Raw genomic sequence first — 18,119 nt, forward strand, 5'->3', positions numbered from 1 at the left:
ATGTTGTTGTCGTATCAACGCCTTGGGTCCTGGAAATGGGTGCTGAACGGGATTGCGGTCCTGACCGGTGTTTTCCTGCTGGTTCCAATCCTCTTTATTGTCGCTCTTTCCTTTGGTTCTTCTCGCTGGCTGATTTTCCCGCCTCCGGACTGGACCCTGAAGTGGTACGAAGAGCTGTTCGCCGATCCGCGCTGGCTGGAATCCATGCTGACCTCGGCCAAGATTGCATCGATTGTGACTGTCTTGTCGCTGATCTTTGGTCTGCTGGCGTCCATTGCTCTCACAAAGGGAACTTTCAGGGGACGGGAAGTGCTCAGGGCGTTTTTCCTGACGCCGATGGTTCTACCTCTCGTGGTGCTGGCTGTGGCTCTTTATGCTCTTTTTCTAGAGCTGGGTCTCAACGGAACCCTGACAGGCTTTGTGATCGCCCATCTGATTGTTGCCCTGCCTTTTTCGATCATCACGATTTCCAATGCCCTGGAGTCATTCGATCAGTCGATTGAAGATGCTGCTGTCCTCTGCGGGGCGTCCCCGTGGGAAGCCCGGTTCCGGGTCACACTTCCCTCCATTCAGCATGGATTGTTTTCCGCAGCGATCTTTTCCTTCCTGATTTCCTGGGACGAGGTGGTGCTGGCCATTTTCATGGCAAGTCCAACCCTGCAGACCCTGCCTGTAAAGATCTGGGGAACACTTCGTCAGGATCTGACGCCGGTTATTGCGTCAGCTTCCACCCTGCTTATCGCCTTTACCGTTGCCCTGATGGTGCTGGTGGCCTTCATTCGAAAAGGGAAAAAGTCATGACATCCCCGTTTCTGCAAATTGACGGTTTGAAAAAACAGTACGGCAAGGTTGTTGCTGTCGAGAATGTTTCCATGACGATCGAGAAAGGGGAGTTCATGACCTTTCTCGGGCCGTCGGGATCCGGGAAGTCAACCACGCTCTATATTCTTGCAGGGTTTCAGGACCCGACCAGAGGGGATATTCTGCTGAACGGAAGAACCTTGCTGGATACGCCTTCGCATCAGCGCAATATCGGTATGGTCTTTCAGCGTTACACGCTTTTCCCACATCTGTCCGTGGGGGAAAATGTAGCCTTCCCCCTGCGCGTCCGCAGGCGTCCGCAGGCTGAAATTGCCGAAAGGGTCAGGCATGTGCTGTCCCTGGTTCGCCTTGAAGGTTTTGAAGACAGAATGCCGGCCAACATGTCGGGCGGACAACAGCAGCGTGTCGCGCTGGCCCGGGCGCTGGCCTACGATCCTCCGGTTCTGCTGATGGATGAACCTCTTTCCGCGCTGGACAAAAAGCTGCGGGAGGAAATCCAGCACGAAATCCGGCGCATTCACCACGAAACCGGTGTGACGATCCTCTATGTCACACATGATCAGGAGGAAGCCCTGCGCCTGTCTGACAGGATCGCGGTTTTCTCAAAGGGCGTGATTGACCAGATCGGAACAGGGCCGGAGCTTTACAGCAATCCCTCGACGCGTTTTGTGGCCGATTTCATTGGTGATTCCGACTTTATGCGATGCCAGGTCATGGCTGTCGAGAACGGGAAGGCCAATATCCGCTTCGCCGATGGTTCCATTGCATCCGGTATTCCGACGCACGGCAATGTTCTGGTCGGGAATGAAACCTCCCTGATGCTGCGCCCGGAGCGCATTGATCTCGCCCGTCAGCCCGATGCCATGCGGTCCAGTATTCCGGTTACGATCTCGGACGTGACCTTTCTGGGTAACAACACGCATGTGAAGGCAACGACGGCCTGGGATGATGAACTGGCTGTTCGCCTGCCGTACGGGCACGAGTGTGTTCAGGGGCTGTCCCGGGGCGATCGGCTTTTCGTGAACTGGTCACCTGATGTGGCGCATATCTTTGCAGAGTAGAGAGACAGGAATGCTGAATTTAAAAAGACAGGACCTCCTTCAATCAGACATGTTTATCGGAGGAGAATGGTGCGGCAAGGAAGAGCGTTTTCCGGTTGTCAATCCTTCTGGCGGGGAAAGACTGGCGCTGGTTGCCAATGCTTCTGTTGATGATGCGAAACGGGCGATTGACCGGGCGTACAAGGCACAGAAGGAATGGGCTGCCCTGACGGGTAAGGAGCGCTCTGCTGTTCTGCGCCGCTGGCATGATCTGCTGATGGAGCATCAGGAGGACCTTGCAACCCTGCTGACCGCGGAAATGGGAAAGCCCAAGGCCGAGGCCATGGGAGAGATCGCCTACGGTGCCAGCTTCGTCGAGTGGTTTGCCGAAGAGGCAAAGCGGATCTATGGTGACACCATACCGGGACATCAGCGTGACAAGCGTATTGTTGTGATGAAACAGCCTGTCGGTGTGGCTGGGGCGATCACGCCCTGGAACTTTCCCAATGCCATGATTACCCGGAAGGTTGCTCCGGCACTGGCTGCGGGCTGCGCAATGGTTGTCAAGCCCGCACAGGAAACGCCCCTCTCTGCACTGGCGCTGGCGCTGCTGGGCGAGGAAGCCGGCATTCCTGCGGGCGTTTTGTCTGTCCTTCCCTCCACGGACAGCCGCGGTATCGGGCTGGAGCTGTGCACAAGTGCGAAAGTCAACAAGCTGAGCTTTACCGGTTCAACCAATGTCGGACGCATCCTGATGCGGCAGAGTTCCGAACAGATCAAGAAGCTGAGTCTGGAGCTTGGTGGCAACGCACCCTTTATCGTCTTTGACGATGCTGATCTGGACAAGGCTGTTGAGGGCGCTTTGATTTCCAAGTTCCGAAATGCCGGACAAACCTGTGTGTGTTCCAACCGTATCTATGTGCAGGATGGCGTCTATGATGCCTTTGCAGGCAAGCTTGCAAAGGCGGTCCGCCAGTTGAAAATGGGTGACGGTTTCGAGGCCGATGTTGCGATTGGTCCCCTGATCAGCCAGGCTGCTGTTGAAAAGGTGGAAGAGCATCTTGGCGATGCTGTGGCCGGAGGAGCAGAAATTCTGGTTGGAGGAAAACGAGGCGAACAGGGAGGAACCTTTTTCGAGCCAACGGTTCTGAGCGGCGTGACAGCCGGGATGAAGATTGCAAAGGAAGAAACGTTTGGTCCTCTCGCGCCCCTTTTCCGCTTCTCGGAGGTTGAAGAGGTTCTGGAGGCGGCCAACGACACGGAGTTCGGTCTTGCGTCCTATTTCTATTCGCAGGATCTCTCGAATGTTTTCAAGGTTGCCGAGGCGCTTGAATACGGCATGGTCGGTGTCAACACAGGGTTGATTTCCACAGAGGTGGCTCCCTTTGGCGGCGTCAAGCAATCGGGTCTTGGCAGGGAAGGTTCCAAATACGGAATTGAGGATTACCTTGAGCTGAAATATGTCTGTCTCAGCCTTTAGTCACAGATCGGAAGCAGAAAATGTCGAACAGTTTTGATGAAACGCTTTTCTCTGTCGGTCTGGAAAAGAGAAAGGCGACACTCGGGGCCGAGTATGTCGAGAAAAATCTGGCTGCTGCCGATGATTTTTCCAGACCCTTTCAGGAAGCCATGACCCAGTGGTGCTGGGGCTTTGGCTGGGGTGATGAAACTCTTGATGCAAAAACAAGATCCCTGATGAATCTGTCCATGATTGGTGCCCTGGGCAAGATGCATGAATGGGAACTGCATTGTAAGGGCGCCCTGCGCAATGGTGTGACCAGAGATCAAATCCGGGCCGCCTGTCATGTTATTGCGATTTATGCCGGTGTTCCCCAGGGCGTGGAATGTTTTCGTGTCGCCCGCAAGGTTCTGGAGGAAGAGGGGCTGTTGTAGTTTGCGCGAGTTGATCGCGCAGTGTTCCTGAACCGGCATAATTGGCGTTATTAACAGTTATGCCGGTTTACTGCTTATTTTTTCGATCTCTCTGATCGCGGTTGCCACAAATTTTTCCGACAGTTGTGAAGCCTGCTTTCCAACAGGTTTAATTATCGCGAACCTATATTCCGGTATGTTTCGGATATCCTTTGCTATCATTCCGAAGTTTTCCGTGAAGAACTGCGCTGTAAACGGGTCCACCAAAGCCAGACACTTCAGGTTTCGGGCAATGTTTGCTGCAGCAATCGATGTTTCTGCCAGTATATTGCTCTTGTTCTTGTGTGTAGACTCTTCGGCTGTGTCAGGGATACACACGAAAGTGTTTTGTTGAAGATCTGTTATATCCAGAGAATCCTGATTTTGGGCAAGTGCATGCTCGGGGAGCATAAGGCATTTGTGACTGGCGGAAGAGGTATATATCGTTTCTATGGCAGTCAGATCCTGTTCGGCAAAAACAATGCCGAGGTCCAGATATCCGTTCGCAACCCAGGTTGTAATTCTTCTGGAGCTGAACGTGTGTAAGCGCGTTGATATATTGTTTTCGATTAAATCCAAATCCTTTAGAGCTTTTGGAACGATATCCTGGGCAAAAGCTGCAATTGAGCCAATATTGATCGAGCCGAATTTACTCTGACTGATTTCCTGTGCGATTTCTTCCAGCTTTGCTATGGCTCCGTATGTTTTCTCGACTTCCTCGAAAAAAAAGAGTGCCTCCTGTGTTGGTGACATCCCGCGACTCTGGCGGGTGAAAAGGCGGCATCCAAATTTACGTTCGAGGTCATTCAAAAGCCTGCTCACGCTGGGCTGTGACACATTAAGTGTCTGGGACGCCAGTGTGACCGATCCTGTCGTCATGACTGCCCGGAACGCATCTATATGTTTATAGGTGAACATTTACGATCCATATCATTTTTGAATAACAGACAAAATAAAAATTACTATTTGTTATACAAAATTTGAAGCATGCTTTTCATTGATTTTTTTAGGAAGACTCAATGAAAAACTTGATTGTCATCATGTCTGATCAGCAAAGGGCTGACAGTCTTGGGTGTTATGGAAACTCTCTGGCCTGTACTCCCCATATTGATGAACTCGCGAAAAGTGGCGCCGTTTTCAGGCAGCATATGACGCCTAATCAAATTTGCTCTCCCAGCAGATCAACGCTGTTTTCAGGGCTGTATCCCCGTCATCACGGTCTAACGCATAACGGGATTTCTCTTCCTGAAGACACTGCTTTGATCACTCATGATTTCAAGAGGGCTGGTTACAGGACACACGGTGTAGGCAAGTTTCATTTCCAGCCAATTCTGGCTGATCCTGAATATCAGATGCCGGATTCAAATGCCTTTTGGGAAAAACCTGAAAATCAAAGCTGGAATGGCCCTTTTTATGGCTTTGATACTGTCGATATGCTGATCGGGGAATCTGTCGCAGCGACGCAGGGTGGGCATTATGCGCAATGGCTTCGCAGTATCTCTTCAGACGCTGCCAAGCTTTATTCTCCGGAATTTAGCCCATCTGCAGTTCCGGAAGATTTTGATGAGGTTTGGACAAGCGCCATACCTGAAGAATTGCATTACAACAGCTGGATTGCAGAATCCGCCTGTCGCTTTCTGGAAGATGTTTCAGATGATCCATTCTTCCTTTTTGTTTCCTTTCCTGATCCCCATCATCCCTTTTCCCCGCCCAGACCGTGGAGTGAATTGCATTGTCCTGAAAACATGCCCTTGCCAGAAGTAAAGGATGGGGAACTCTGCAAAATGCCTGCTTATATCTCGGACGGCATGGATGAGAGCAGCAAGAGTTACGTGGATTTCCTGGTTCGTCCTGGTGCGCCCAAAGAACAGGGGTTTATGCAAACGACTCATCATATTTCCAACAAATCAATCCGGAAGGCCATCGCGCATACATACGGTATGGTTTCTATGATTGATGCCAAGGTAGGACAGATAAAAGAGGCTGTTTACAGAAACGGGCTCCAGGACAATACAGTTATTCTGTTTACTTCCGATCACGGAGAACTCTTGGGGGACCACGGTTTAATTCGTAAAGGTCCGGCCCCGTACAGGCAGGTCCTTAATATTCCTCTGATTTTTTCCGGATCGGGAATTGCTGCCGGTAGCCGTAATCAACTGACGAGCCATGTGGATATCCGTTCGACCCTGCAGGATTATTTCGGTTTGGAGAAAAGCAGCGGCGATGGACAGTCCTTTTCCGAAATGCTGGCTTTGCCTGATTGTAATGGTCAGTCTCATATTTTCTGCGAATATCATCCAAGAGTAGACAGAGGTCTTTATAATCAAACAGTTATTACAAAAAACTGGCGGTTGACTATTTACCCGCTCAATCAGGAATGGGGTGAGTTGTTTGACCGGAGAAATGACCCCAATGAGCATGAGAATTTGTTTTCAGACGAAAAATTTGCAGCTGTCAGGGATGAGTTGATCTTGAAAATTCAAAGAGACTGGCCCGCACGACCTGACGCAGGCGGAGAGATGATCGCTGTTTATTGAAGAGAAATAAAAACCGGTAAATCCAGAGGAGTTTTTGCAAATGTTCAATATAGACCGTCGGGGAATACTTAAAGCATCAGCATACACAGCTATGGCTATGGCTGTGGGTATTTCGCCAACTCGGGCGAAACCAAGAGTGGGAGGGAAGTTGCGTCTTGCTCTGGCTGGAGCCAATACATCTGACTCTCTGGATCCCGCGCTTTGGACTTCTGTGATGATGCAGGTTGGAATGATGGGAGGAGTCTATAACAATTTAACAGAAGTTGCCGCAGGGGGAGAACTAAAGCCCGAGCTGGCCGTTGGCTGGGAAAGTACTCCTGACGCAAAGTCCTGGACTTTCAAGTTAAGAAAAGGTGTCCAGTTTCATAATGGCAAGGAAATGACCTCCAGGGATGTCATTGCTTCTATCAATCATCACAGGGTTGAAGATTCAAAATCTGTTGCCCGGGCGCTGGTTGCTCCGATCCACAGTATGGAAGCGCCTGACAAACATACTGTTGTTTTCCATCTGGATGATGGAAACGCCGATTTTCCATTTATTCTCAACGATGTGCATCTTGTTATCATGCAGGAAAAAGATGGCAGGGCCGACTGGCAATCTGCCATTGGTACAGGCGGGTATAAATTCGTAAGCTTTGAGCCAGGCGTTAATCTGATCTTGAAGCGCCAGGACAATTACTGGAAAGACGGGCACGGCAACTTTGATGAAGTGGAGCTTCTGGGGATTGCTGATGCTGTTGCGCGCCAGACAGCCCTGATAACAGGCGAAGTCCACGCAATAAATCGCGTTGATTTGAAAACGATTCACCATCTGGAAAGGTTACAGCATATTGTTATCGAAGAGGTCACGGGTACTCAGCACATGACAATGCCCATGGCTATCAATACTGCTCCTTTTCGTGACAAAAACGTAAGGCTGGCTTTGAAGCACGCGTTAAATCGGGATTTAATGGTGGAATTCATATTAAAGGGCAGAGGCCGGATTGGTAATGATCATCCTATCGCCCCATCAAACCGGTATTATGCCAAAGATCTTGAACAAACGGTTTATGATCCCGATCAGGCAAGGTTTTATTTGAACAAAGCAGGTTTGGATCACCTGAATATTGAACTCTCAGCAGCTGATGCAGCTTTTAATGGGGCTGTTGATGCTGCGGTTCTGTTCAAGGAGCAGGCACTGAAGTCCGGGATCAATGTAACGGTTAATCAGGAAGCAAATGATGGTTATTGGGCTAATGTCTGGAGAAAAAAACCATTTTGCATGTGTTTTTGGGGAGGGCGCCCAACAGAGGACTGGATGTTTTCGACTGCTTATTCAGCAGATGCAAAATGGAATGATACGGGCTGGAAGAATGAACGTTTTAACAGCTTGCTGATTATGGCCAGATCAGAGCTGGATGAAGACAAAAGGCGATCCATGTACTTCGAAATGCAGTCTCTTGTCCGGGATGATGGAGGCACGATTGTTCCGATGTATGCCAACTATGTTGACGCGAGATCCAGCAAGCTGGCGCATAGCGGTCATCTGGGATCAAACTGGGAACTTGATGGCTGGAAGATTCTGGACCGGTGGTGGTTTGCAGAATAGCTGTTCCCGAACAGAGACAAATCCGGATTTCCTGGAAAATCGCTGGTGATACTGGAGTATTCATGCAGAGAACAGCTTTCCGTTGCGTCTGCTGTAGCGGGCAACTGCTGGTCCTGATGTGTTCCGGGATGATTTTAATGAATGAAAGCGCACGATCTTTCGGGAGAGTGCGCTTTATTTTTGGTTCAAGGAAAATGCAGGGTGATTGTTTGCTGCTTTGAAAGCAGGGAGCCGGAAAGAAAGCCATTACTGGAAGTAAGGAATAAGCGTGGACCTGTCGGGTGATCTCCGACATACTGTTGCCCGGAAAAAAGAAAAACAATCAGAAAACGGACATGAATTTCCAGAGCGGGAGGCTGTTTGATGGGTAAGACGTCTGGCGAATGCAGATCTCAGTGGGAAGAGCGTTACAGCAAGGAACTCAAGGGCACGACACCGGAAGACAAGGTCTGGCTGAGCCCTGAAGGGATCGGGATCAAACCCCTCTATACGGCTGATGACCTGCCGGAAGACGCAGGTTCGCTGGATGATTATCCCGGTTTGCCACCTTTCAAACGGGGGCCCCGTGCCTCGATGTATTCCGGGCGCCCCTGGACAATCCGCCAGTATGCCGGTTTCTCGACCGCAGAGGAGTCAAACGCTTTTTACAAACGCAATCTGGCAGCCGGGCAAAAGGGACTGTCCGTTGCTTTCGATCTGCCCACTCACCGGGGTTATGATTCCGATCATCCCCGTGTGATTGGTGATGTCGGGAAGGCCGGGGTTGCCATTGATTCTGTCGAGGATATGAAAATCCTTTTTGAGGGGATTCCGCTGGACCAGATGTCTGTTTCCATGACGATGAACGGTGCGGTTTTGCCTGTTCTGGCGTCCTATATTGTTGCGGCCGAGGAACAGGGCGTCGAGCGTTCGGCTTTGTCCGGGACAATCCAGAACGATATTCTCAAGGAGTTTATGGTCCGGAACACCTTCATCTATCCTCCCAGACCCTCGATGCGGATTGTTGCTGACATCATCGGCTACACGGCAAGGGAGATGCCGCGTTTCAACTCCATCTCCATTTCCGGCTATCACATGCAGGAAGCCGGAGCGACAGCGGTTCAGGAGCTGGCCTATACCATTGCAGATGGTCTGGAATATGTGCGCGCTGCGCTGGACAAGGGACTGGATGTGGACAGCTTTGCACCGCGTCTGAGTTTCTTCTTCGGGATCGGCATGAATTTCTTTATGGAGGTTGCCAAGCTGCGTGCCGCGCGGATCCTCTGGGCGGAGTACATGCAGGAGCTTTTTCAGCCCAGGTCGGAAAAATCGCTGATGTTGCGCACGCACTGCCAGACATCAGGCGTGTCCCTGACTGCGCAGGACCCCTACAACAACGTGATCCGGACAACAATCGAGGCCATGGCTGCTGTCATGGGGGGCACGCAATCCCTGCACACCAATGCACTGGATGAGGCTGTTGCCCTGCCCACGGATTTTTCTGCGCGGATTGCCCGTAACACTCAGCTGATCCTGCAGGAAGAGGCTGCACTGGAGAAGGTCATCGACCCTCTGGCGGGGAGCTACTACGTCGAAAACCTGACAGACAGCCTGATCCGGGAAGCACGTGCGCTGATTGCCGAAGTCGAGGAACTGGGGGGCATGACCCGTGCTGTCGAAAGCGGTCTGCCCAAGCAGCGTATTGAAGAAGCGGCTGCGCGCAAACAGGCGCGGATTGACCGTGGAGAAGAGGTTATTGTCGGCGTGAACCGCTATCAGCCTGCTGAACAGGAAGACCTGGAGGTGCTGGATATCGACAACACAGTGGTGCGCGATGCCCAGATTGCCCGTCTGGAGACGATCCGTGCAACCCGTGATCCGTCTGCGGTTGAAGAGGCGCTGGCTGCCCTGGAAAAGGCAGCACGCAGTGGCGAGGGCAATCTGCTGGAGCTTTCTGTGACTGCGATGCGCGCGCGGGTGACCGTTGGCGAGCTGTCCGACAAGCTGGAGGATGTCTGGGGACGGCATCACTCTTCGGCGGCGGGGATTTCAGGAGTGTATGGAGCCGTCATGAAAGAGGACAGGGATTTTGAAGCAGCCCGGAGTGCAGTCGCTGCCTTTGCAAGGGAAGAGGGACGACAGCCGCGGATGCTTGTTGCCAAGCTCGGACAGGACGGTCATGACCGCGGGGCTCATATTATCGCGACAGCCTTTGCCGATCTCGGTTTCGATGTTGATCTGGGACCGCTGTTCCAGACACCCGAAGAAGTGGCGCGTCAGGCTGTCGAGAACGATGTCCATGTGGTGGGGATTTCCACACAGGCTGCTGGTCACAAGACCCTCGTCCCGGCTTTGATAGAGGCGCTGAAGGCACAGGAAGCCGACGACATTCTGGTCGTGTGTGGCGGGGTTATTCCACAGGACGACTACCCGGCTCTCCACGAGGCCGGGGTCTCTGCAATCTATGGACCGGGCAGCAATATTCCAAAGGCAGCGCTTGAAATTCTGGAGCTGATTGCGAACGCCTGAGCTTTTGGCTCAAAGGCCTGAAAAAAAGACAGCATTCACAGGTTGTTGTGAGGCTGGCAGAACGGCTATAGTAGCAAAAAGATTTCAAGCATTTGTCTGCCGGGGGTTTCATGTCCACAAAGAAGACGTCACGCTACAAGACGTCACACCGTATTCTGGGGGTCGCGGGGGCGGCAGCGAGTTTGTCCTGGCTCTGGGCATGTTACACCTACATTGAAAGGCAGATGGGCTGGCCTGCGGTGCAGAGCCTTCTGCCTCATGAACAGGCGCTTATTGTTTCCGGCGTTGTTTTGCCGCTCTTGCTTCTGTGGTGCTGGCTGCTTTTTTATGGCCGGGGGATGGCCCTGTCGGATGAAGCGCAGGAGTTCCTGCGGCGGATGGACATGCTCACCTATCCCGATGACGAGGATGCCAAACGCGTCCGGGCCATCACGGACCAGTTGAAGGAACAGGCTGACGATTTGACCAATGCGGCGCGCTTTGCAGAGGAGCGGGTCGGTTCGCTGGTCAAGACCTTTGGTTCCCACAGCGAGAGTCTGAGTGATCTGACTGTTGAAGCGGCCCGGAATGCCGAGCAGATTCACGAAACCATGCAAAAACAGGAAGAGAGTCTGGACCGGGCCAATGCGGCTTTCGAACAGGCTCTCGAGCGTTCCCAGCAGTCTGTGAACACGCAGGTCCAGGCGCTTGAGGGAGCCGGTGCGCGCAGCGAAGCGATGGCGGATACCATTGCCGGGACCATCAACCGGGCGACTTCGGATCTGGACAAGGCGGTTCAGCGTGCCATTGACCGGACGGAAGAAGCCAGTGATCTGCTGAAACAGCATGCGGAGGATATGGCAGCCGCCGGAACCACGGCCGAGGTGTCCTGCGAGGCCATGCGCAACAGTCTCCAGCAGGATCTGGAGCTGATGACACAGGTGCAGGAGCGGGTGAATGAGGAGGTCGAACGCCACAAGAAGCTGATTCAGACACGCATGGCAGATGTGGAAGCCGTTCTGGCCGGTACGGGTGACAAGCTGGATCAGCTGCGTGAGCGCCTGGGTGAGGAAAACCGCGCCATGGAAGGCCTTGTCGGTGATCTCGGGGCGAAGGCAGACGGCTTTACCTCGGCCCTGCAAAGCGAGGTCAAATCGGTTCACCAGGTCTTCGAGGACAACACACAGCATGCCCGTGAATTGGCCGCGAGCTTCCGGACGGAAAGCAACGCCCTGGGAGATCAGGCCCAGCGCATTGAGGAAAACCTCAGGAGTGTGACGCGCAATCTGGCTGAAGCGGTTGCAATTGCAGGACAGGATGAGGCGTCGCGTCTGACAGAGGCGACGGCGCAGGCGCAGGAGACACTGCTGCGTGCGAGCCAGAGTATTTCCCCGAGCATCGAGAGCCTGCAGGAAGGCAGTGAACGCCTGAATGATCTGGCCGATGTGATTATGGGCGGTGTTGCCGAGCACACCCGCGAGATCAACCGGGTTTACAACGAGGCCCGTGGCAGTCTTGCCGAATACAACCAGGGCATTCAGGAACAGGCCCAGCTGATTGAAAACACGGCCGAGAAGGCCATGCGCCATACGACCGAAGTGACAAAGGTCTATCAGATTCAGACTGCGGCCCTTGCAGAGGGTGCCAATGCGGCCTCTGTTGCCGTGCGGGATCTGCGGCAGGGGGTCTTCGAGGAGATTGATGCCTTCCGCAGCCTGACAGATGATTACAAGGCCTTGCTGGAAGACACGCGCCAGACTGTCGACAGCCGTGTGCAGCTGCTGCGTGAATCAAGCCGGGATGCCCGGGATTCCGGTGATCGCCTCAGGCGCGAACTGGACAATCAGCGCAAGCGTCTGGAGCAGATGACCGGTGAAACGCTGGAGCGGATCGGTTCGATGGGAGAACGCGCGGACAAGGTGATCGCCTCCCTTGATTCCACTGCGGCCGGAGCCTTGATGAAATCTGCAGAACTGCTGACATCCCTGCAGAATCAGTCCGACATCATGACCTCTGCTGTTGAAACAGCACAGAGCGCCACGTCGCGACTGGTGGCAGAACTTGATCAGCGCAGCAAGGATGTCCGCCATGTGACGGAGGCGGCACTGCGTCAGTCCCTGAGCCTGAGGGAGGATACGGAAAGCAACAAGCGTGACCAGTTCCTGCGTTCTGCAACTCTTCTGATCGAGGATATCAATTCCTCTGCTGTCGAGCTGAACCGGTTGCTGGATGAGGAAATCCCAGAGGAATACTGGAAGCGCTATCAGCGCGGTGAACGCGGGATTTTCGCACGCAATATCCTGCGCAAGAAAGATCAGTTCACCATTCCTGCGATCAAGAAGAACTTTGAAAGCAATCGTGACTTCCGCAATGCGGTGAACCGCTATGTGGATCAGTTTGATTCCCTGATGGAACAGGCGCGTGATTGCGACAGCAATGATGTTCTGGCAGCAACCTTCATGACTGCCGATGTTGGCAAGCTTTATATTCTCCTGTCCCGTTCGCTCGGGCGGATGGAATAGAGCCTCTCCGGAGTATTTTTTTTGAGTGATACAACCAGTCCGGTTCGCAAGGAAGACAAGGGAGCAAGGGAAGAAAGCCAGTTTCAGTCCCTGAAAAAGGTTTTGCCCTATCTCTGGCCGGAAGCCAGGACCGGACTGCGCTCACGCATCGCGGTTTCCTTCCTGTTTCTGCTTTTTGCCAAGTTCAGCAACATTTCGGTTCCCTTTTTTCTGAAGGAGGCGATTGACAGTCTGAACGGCTATGAGAAGGGGGCCACCCCGACAGCGGAAGACAACGGAATTCTGGAGACACTGGGGCTCGGGGATATGGTCGGGAGCGGGACGCTGGATTTCATCCTGATCCCTGTCGGCCTGCTGGTGGCCTATGCCCTGGCGCGGACCGGGGCCATTGCCTTTGACAATCTGCGGGAGGGCACCTTTGCCAGAGTGGTGCAGAATGCCATTCGCAAGGTGGCCCTTCGCAGTTTCAGGCATCTTCACGCTCTGTCCCTGCGGTTTCATCTGGAGCGCAGAACCGGCGGTTTGACCCGGGCTATTGACCGGGGCACCAAGGGCATTGAATTCATGTTTATCTTCATGATGTTCAATGTTGTTCCGACGATCCTCGAAATTGTTTTTGTCTGTGGTCTTCTCTGGTGGCTTTTTGACTGGCGCTTTGGTGTTCTGCCCTTTGCGACGATCTTTGCCTATGTCTATCTGACCATCAGGATCACGGACTGGCGCATTGCCTTGCGCCGGGCAATGAATGATGCCGACAACAATGCGAACAACCGTGCAGTGGACAGTCTGCTGAACTTTGAGACGGTCAAGTACTTCGGTAACGAGGAATTTGAAGCATCGCGTTATGACAAGGGGATGGCCGAGTATGAGACTGCAGCAGTCAGGAGCCGGACATCCCTGTCCTTTCTGAATATTATTCAGTCGGCAATCATCTCGCTGGGTATGGCTGTGCTGATGATCATGTCGGCCTATGACGTGTCGGAAGGCAAGATGACAGTGGGGGAGTTTGTGATGGTCAATGCCTATCTCATCCAGCTCTCGATGCCGCTGAATGTTCTCGGCTTTGTTTACCGGGAAATCCGTCAGGCGCTTATCGATATTCACACGATGTTCGAGCTGATGAAGGAAAAGGTCGAGGTGCGGGACAATCCCGATGCGGCCGATCTGGTTCTGCAGGGAGGAGCACTGGAATTCCGGAATGTTGTCTTTGGCTATGATGAGCGAAGAACGATCCTGAAGGGCGTTTCCTTCAGGCTTGAGCCCGGAAAGACGCTGGCCATTGTCGGTTCCAGCGGTGCGGGGAAGTCGACGATCAGCCGTTTGCTTTATCGCTTCTATGATGTCAGCGAGGGGGAAATTCTTCTCGACGGGCAGAATATTGCGGATGTGACCCAGCAAAGCCTCCGTCTGGCAATCGGGATCGTGCCGCAGGACACGGTACTTTTTAACGAGAGCATCTATTACAACATTGCCTATGGCCGCCCGGATGCGACACGCGAAGAAGTCGAGGAAGCGGCCCGCATGGCGCGGATCCACGATTTTGTCCTGTCCCTGCCGGACGGGTATGAGTCCATGGTCGGGGAGCGTGGACTGAAGCTTTCGGGGGGTGAGAAACAGCGTGTGGCAATTGCCCGGACTGTTCTCAAAGAACCGGAAATCCTGATTTTTGACGAGGCGACCTCTGCACTGGATACTGCGACAGAGCAGGAAATCCAGACCAGTCTGGATGCCGTGTCCCAAAACCGGACGACGCTGATGATTGCGCACAGGCTTTCCACTGTGGTTGGCGCGGACGAGATCATCGTGCTGGATCAGGGGCAGATCGCAGAGCGGGGCACCCATGGTGAGTTGATGACGCTTGGGGGGCAATACGCCCAGATGTGGCAGAAGCAACAGAGCCGTCAGAGCGAGGCGGAAAAAGCTTTGGAGGAATAGAGCGATGACCCGTTCGCGTGACGTCAGCCGATACAGTGATCAGGCCTTGCAAAAGCTTTCTGATGATCTGATGGCCGGGAAGCGTCGCGCTCTGTCCAAGGCCCTGACACTGATTGAATCCCATGCTCCGTCTCACCGTCCTGCGGCTCTGAAGCTGATCAGCGTGCTTGAAAAAGGGCAGAGAGCCCCTGCCTTGCGGTTGGGGATTTCCGGCGCACCGGGTGCCGGCAAGTCAACCCTGATCGAAGCCCTCGGGCTTTTCCTGCTGGAGCAGGGTCACCGCGTGGCGGTTCTGGCTGTCGATCCCTCGTCCCGGCAATCGGGTGGCTCCCTGCTGGGGGACAAAACGCGGATGGAGCAGCTGTCCTGTTCCGATCAGGCTTTTGTCCGTCCGGCACCGTCCGGGTTTTCCCCCGATGGTGTTTCGCTGGGAGGCGTGGCCTTTCGCACCCGTGAGAGTATCCTGCTCTGTGAAGCGGCCGGTTATGACATTGTGATTGTTGAGACCGTCGGAGTGGGGCAGTCAGAAGCTGCCGTGGCCGATTTGACCGATCTCTTTTTGTTCGTTCTGTCTCCCGGTGCGGGGGATGATCTGCAAAACATGAAAAAGGGTGTGATGGAGATTCCGGACTGTTTTGTTGTGAACAAGGCAGACGGGGCACTGTTGCCCTTTGCCCGCAGAGCCGCTTCTGATTGCCGGGCCGCCCTTCAGCTTTCGGGGCATCGCCCGTCAGAGAATGCACCATCAGGCCGCCGTTCCGTTCTGCTGTGCTCCGCGCTGGAGAAGAGCGGGCTGGACCTGTTGTGGCAGGAGTTGCAGTCACTGAAGCAGGAGCGCCTTGATCTGGGCGCTTTTGAAGAGCGCCGCCTGCAACAAAGACAGCGATGGTTTGAAGAGGAGCTGCGTCATCAGACGATGGAAAAGCTTTTCACGAAGCTGGATGCGGCAGAGCCCGCTGTTGAGAAAATCCGCAAGGCTGTTCTGGAAGGACAGCTCGGACCCGGACAGGGGGCGCAGGAGCTGTTGGAGCTGTTGTGGAAAGAATGATCTGTGAAAGCGACCTGGGGTCGGTGTCACACGACAGTTCCAGTCTGTGAAATGATCTCTTGCGATCCTGTTCAGGGCGGCAGGGTCGCAGCACAAGGTTCATGCAAAAGGGCAGATTACCCGCCGGATTCCTCAAGCGGGGGAGATTGTCTCTGGTTCCACTGAGGGTTTGGGATCAGCTGTTCCGGTCTGATCTGTCTCCTTGTCTGCCTCCCTGTTCCTGTTCTGAACTCTCCTTTCAAAAGGTCTTCGCGGCAACCAGACGGCAGCAGCAGGCCGTGTAAAACTGGTTGCCGCGAAGGGACGTCTTCCCTGTGAAGCAGCAAGTGTTGCGACTTGTGCTTAAACCTGCCTCAGGGTCTAGTTGAGACAGTGGGGAACACAAGGAGGACGTCATTGGAGGTTGCAGGCTTACAAGTGAAGCGAGGACGCGTCGAATTCCGTGCGCCCGTGATTGCTGAAAACTCTGGAATCAGATGTGGACGTCGTGCTGTGGACAGGTCTTGTTACAGAGACTGTTTTCATAGGCCCAGAGTATGGCGGGAAAACTTCTCTTTGATTTCATAACCGGGGGAATTTGGTTTCAGACAATTAATCGACAGTTGTGTCGAGGGGATGTTAGGGAGGTATGGCACCCCTGATCCCTTGTTCCTTTCCTTTGAGAGATCAGGGGCTTCAGGTTAGAAATTGAGCGTTATTCTTGCGTAGATTTCGTGACTTTGCTTGTCGATGAAGGATGGCGCTGACAAGGGTTTGGCAAAAACCAGTTGTCCTCTGATCAGTCCTCCGTTCAAGCGCAGACCTGCCGAAAGGCTCTGAACGGTGCCCCGTTCATTGGGACTGTCTTTGTCTTTGAGGAGCATGCCGGCATCGTGGGTCAGAAAAAGCTGAGTCCCTCCGATCAGTCCGTCGAGGCTTTCGACGTCTGTTTTCGGCAGAGACCAACTGAGTTCGTTGCGCAAGTAACCTCCGTTGTCTCCAAAGAGATAACTGTCCTTGAAACCGCGTACTGTTGAATTCCCGCCGATCACAAGGCGTTCAAGTGCAGGCAGGGTGTCGGGACTCCACTGACCTGTGAATGCGCTGGTCCAGCCCAGTTTCTGGTCCTCGAACTCAAAGGGCAGATGGTAGCTCAGTTTGAGTTTGAGCTTGTCAAACTGCGGGCGAGGGGTGGTGCTGGTTACTTCAGCCGGGTCCTTGTCGGCACCAAAGAGCTCCAGTCCACGGCTGTAAGCCAGTTGCCCACTGACCTTTCCGCCAAGCAGCTCCCGGTTGTGATGAAGCGAGGAGGTTAAAATGGCCAGTTCTGTGCTGAAGTCCTGTTTGACATCATCGAAATAACCGTTGTGTTCTTTGTTGGTGAGTTCCATTCCGGCAACTGTTTTGCTGTTTTTGTCGTGTTGAACCACGCGTTCCAGTTCGACGGAATAGACTTTGACATCGCCCCTGTGCTCAATTTCGCCGGCTTTGCCGTGAGGAGTCTGGTAAAGATAGCTTTCACCGAAGAGAGTGAATGTCCAGTGAGCGTAGGGAATGGAGAAAAAGCCCGAGTAGTATTTGTCGCTTTTTCCCTTGGGCGCTTTGATGGCTGTGTCGTAGTCAAATTTCCATGAGTCGTTCACTCCCAACAGATTGTCAAATTCGAAGTGATTGGTCAGTTTTGTTTCGCCGGACACATCTCGTCCGTAGTTGATTATGCCTGTGCTGAAGCGAAAGGGTTTCCCGCGTTTGTTCGCGATGCGTACAATAACTTCATCGGGTTCCGCCCCGGGGAGGAGTTGAATCTTTGCAGAGTTTGAAGGAAGTCTGTTCATCTGTTCGATGCCCTGTTCCAGCAGATGAAGTTCTACAAGGTCGCCTTCTTTCAGTCCGGGAAAAACCGTTAGAAACTCGTTGCGCTCTTCCCAGTTACCATCTGTTTCGATCCTGACCAGTCTCCGCGGTTTACCATCTTCCCATTTTAGCAGTTCCACCTTGTCGTTCGGGTCATCGCCGAAGTGATAATCTTCGTGTTTTTCCATCCTGTCGATTTGCTTGGTCTGGATAAAATTCCGGATGGAAGAGGTTACAGCGTGCGCATTTGAGGACAGGGTAAGGGAACCTGACCTGCCCCCATTGAAGTGTTCCATTGTTTGAGTTCGGATTTTGACTTATTCCACCCGCGAATAAGGAGAAATCAAATGGGAAAGCAACGTCGTTACACACCAGAGCAGATCATCAACAAATTGC

12 protein-coding genes are annotated in these 18,119 nt (G+C 53.3%); 10 read left to right on the forward strand and 2 right to left on the reverse strand.

Features of this window, described 5'->3' with window-relative positions:
• Genes AAAH10_RS11820 through AAAH10_RS11835 form a run of 4 tightly spaced genes read left to right on the forward strand, consistent with a single transcriptional unit; the run spans position 1 to position 3,755 of the window.
• Positions 1 to 801 (forward strand): ABC transporter permease, encoded by an 801-nt coding sequence (locus tag AAAH10_RS11820; RefSeq protein WP_343563770.1) that lies wholly within the window; start codon positions 1 to 3, stop codon positions 799 to 801.
• A complete protein-coding gene (locus AAAH10_RS11825; RefSeq protein WP_343563772.1) occupies positions 798 to 1,883 on the forward strand; it encodes an ABC transporter ATP-binding protein in 1,086 nt (361 codons plus the stop codon). Before AAAH10_RS11820 ends, AAAH10_RS11825 begins: the two co-directional genes overlap by 4 nt.
• A gap of 10 nt (positions 1,884 to 1,893) precedes the next feature.
• The gene (locus AAAH10_RS11830) at positions 1,894 to 3,342 is read left to right on the forward strand and encodes an NAD-dependent succinate-semialdehyde dehydrogenase (RefSeq protein ID WP_343563774.1); all 1,449 of its coding nucleotides are present in this window, start codon (positions 1,894 to 1,896) and stop codon (positions 3,340 to 3,342) included.
• Positions 3,343 to 3,362: 20 nt separating this feature from the next.
• Positions 3,363 to 3,755: a carboxymuconolactone decarboxylase family protein gene (locus AAAH10_RS11835; RefSeq protein ID WP_343563776.1), complete on the forward strand. Its 393-nt coding sequence runs from the start codon at positions 3,363 to 3,365 to the stop codon at positions 3,753 to 3,755.
• A gap of 57 nt (positions 3,756 to 3,812) precedes the next feature.
• On the opposite strand, the gene AAAH10_RS11840 is transcribed toward AAAH10_RS11835, so the two are convergent.
• Positions 3,813 to 4,691 carry a LysR family transcriptional regulator gene (locus tag AAAH10_RS11840; protein ID WP_343563778.1) on the reverse strand — a complete coding sequence of 293 codons (879 nt, stop codon included), beginning with the start codon at positions 4,689 to 4,691 and terminating at the stop codon, positions 3,813 to 3,815.
• Between the two features lie 101 nt (positions 4,692 to 4,792).
• On the opposite strand from AAAH10_RS11840, the gene AAAH10_RS11845 reads away from it, so the two are divergent.
• From AAAH10_RS11845 to meaB, 6 genes are all read left to right on the forward strand, one after another.
• On the forward strand, positions 4,793 to 6,310 hold the full coding sequence (locus AAAH10_RS11845) for a sulfatase family protein (protein ID WP_343563780.1): 1,518 nt from the start codon (positions 4,793 to 4,795) through the stop codon (positions 6,308 to 6,310).
• A gap of 40 nt (positions 6,311 to 6,350) precedes the next feature.
• Positions 6,351 to 7,898 carry an ABC transporter substrate-binding protein gene (locus AAAH10_RS11850; protein ID WP_343563782.1) on the forward strand — a complete coding sequence of 516 codons (1,548 nt, stop codon included), beginning with the start codon at positions 6,351 to 6,353 and terminating at the stop codon, positions 7,896 to 7,898.
• A 363-nt stretch (positions 7,899 to 8,261) separates the two neighbouring features.
• Positions 8,262 to 10,406, forward strand: a complete 2,145-nt coding sequence (scpA, locus tag AAAH10_RS11855; RefSeq protein ID WP_343563785.1) for a methylmalonyl-CoA mutase — start codon at positions 8,262 to 8,264, stop codon at positions 10,404 to 10,406.
• A 110-nt stretch (positions 10,407 to 10,516) separates the two neighbouring features.
• Complete coding sequence (locus tag AAAH10_RS11860) at positions 10,517 to 12,907, forward strand: hypothetical protein (protein WP_343563787.1); 2,391 nt, start codon at positions 10,517 to 10,519, stop codon at positions 12,905 to 12,907.
• A gap of 21 nt (positions 12,908 to 12,928) precedes the next feature.
• The gene (locus AAAH10_RS11865) at positions 12,929 to 14,842 is read left to right on the forward strand and encodes an ABCB family ABC transporter ATP-binding protein/permease (RefSeq protein WP_343563789.1); all 1,914 of its coding nucleotides are present in this window, start codon (positions 12,929 to 12,931) and stop codon (positions 14,840 to 14,842) included.
• Between the two features lie 4 nt (positions 14,843 to 14,846).
• Complete coding sequence (gene meaB, locus AAAH10_RS11870; protein ID WP_343563791.1) at positions 14,847 to 15,890, forward strand: methylmalonyl Co-A mutase-associated GTPase MeaB; 1,044 nt, start codon at positions 14,847 to 14,849, stop codon at positions 15,888 to 15,890.
• Between the two features lie 680 nt (positions 15,891 to 16,570).
• Here the strand turns inward: meaB and AAAH10_RS11875 are convergent.
• Entirely contained in the window at positions 16,571 to 18,019 is a 1,449-nt protein-coding gene (locus AAAH10_RS11875; RefSeq protein WP_343563793.1) for a ShlB/FhaC/HecB family hemolysin secretion/activation protein, read from the reverse strand.
• Positions 18,020 to 18,119 lie beyond the last annotated feature (100 nt).

The sequence above is a fragment of the Carbonatibacter coralli genome (assembly GCF_039592655.1).
GTDB lineage: Bacteria > Pseudomonadota > Alphaproteobacteria > Kiloniellales > Kiloniellaceae > Carbonatibacter > Carbonatibacter coralli.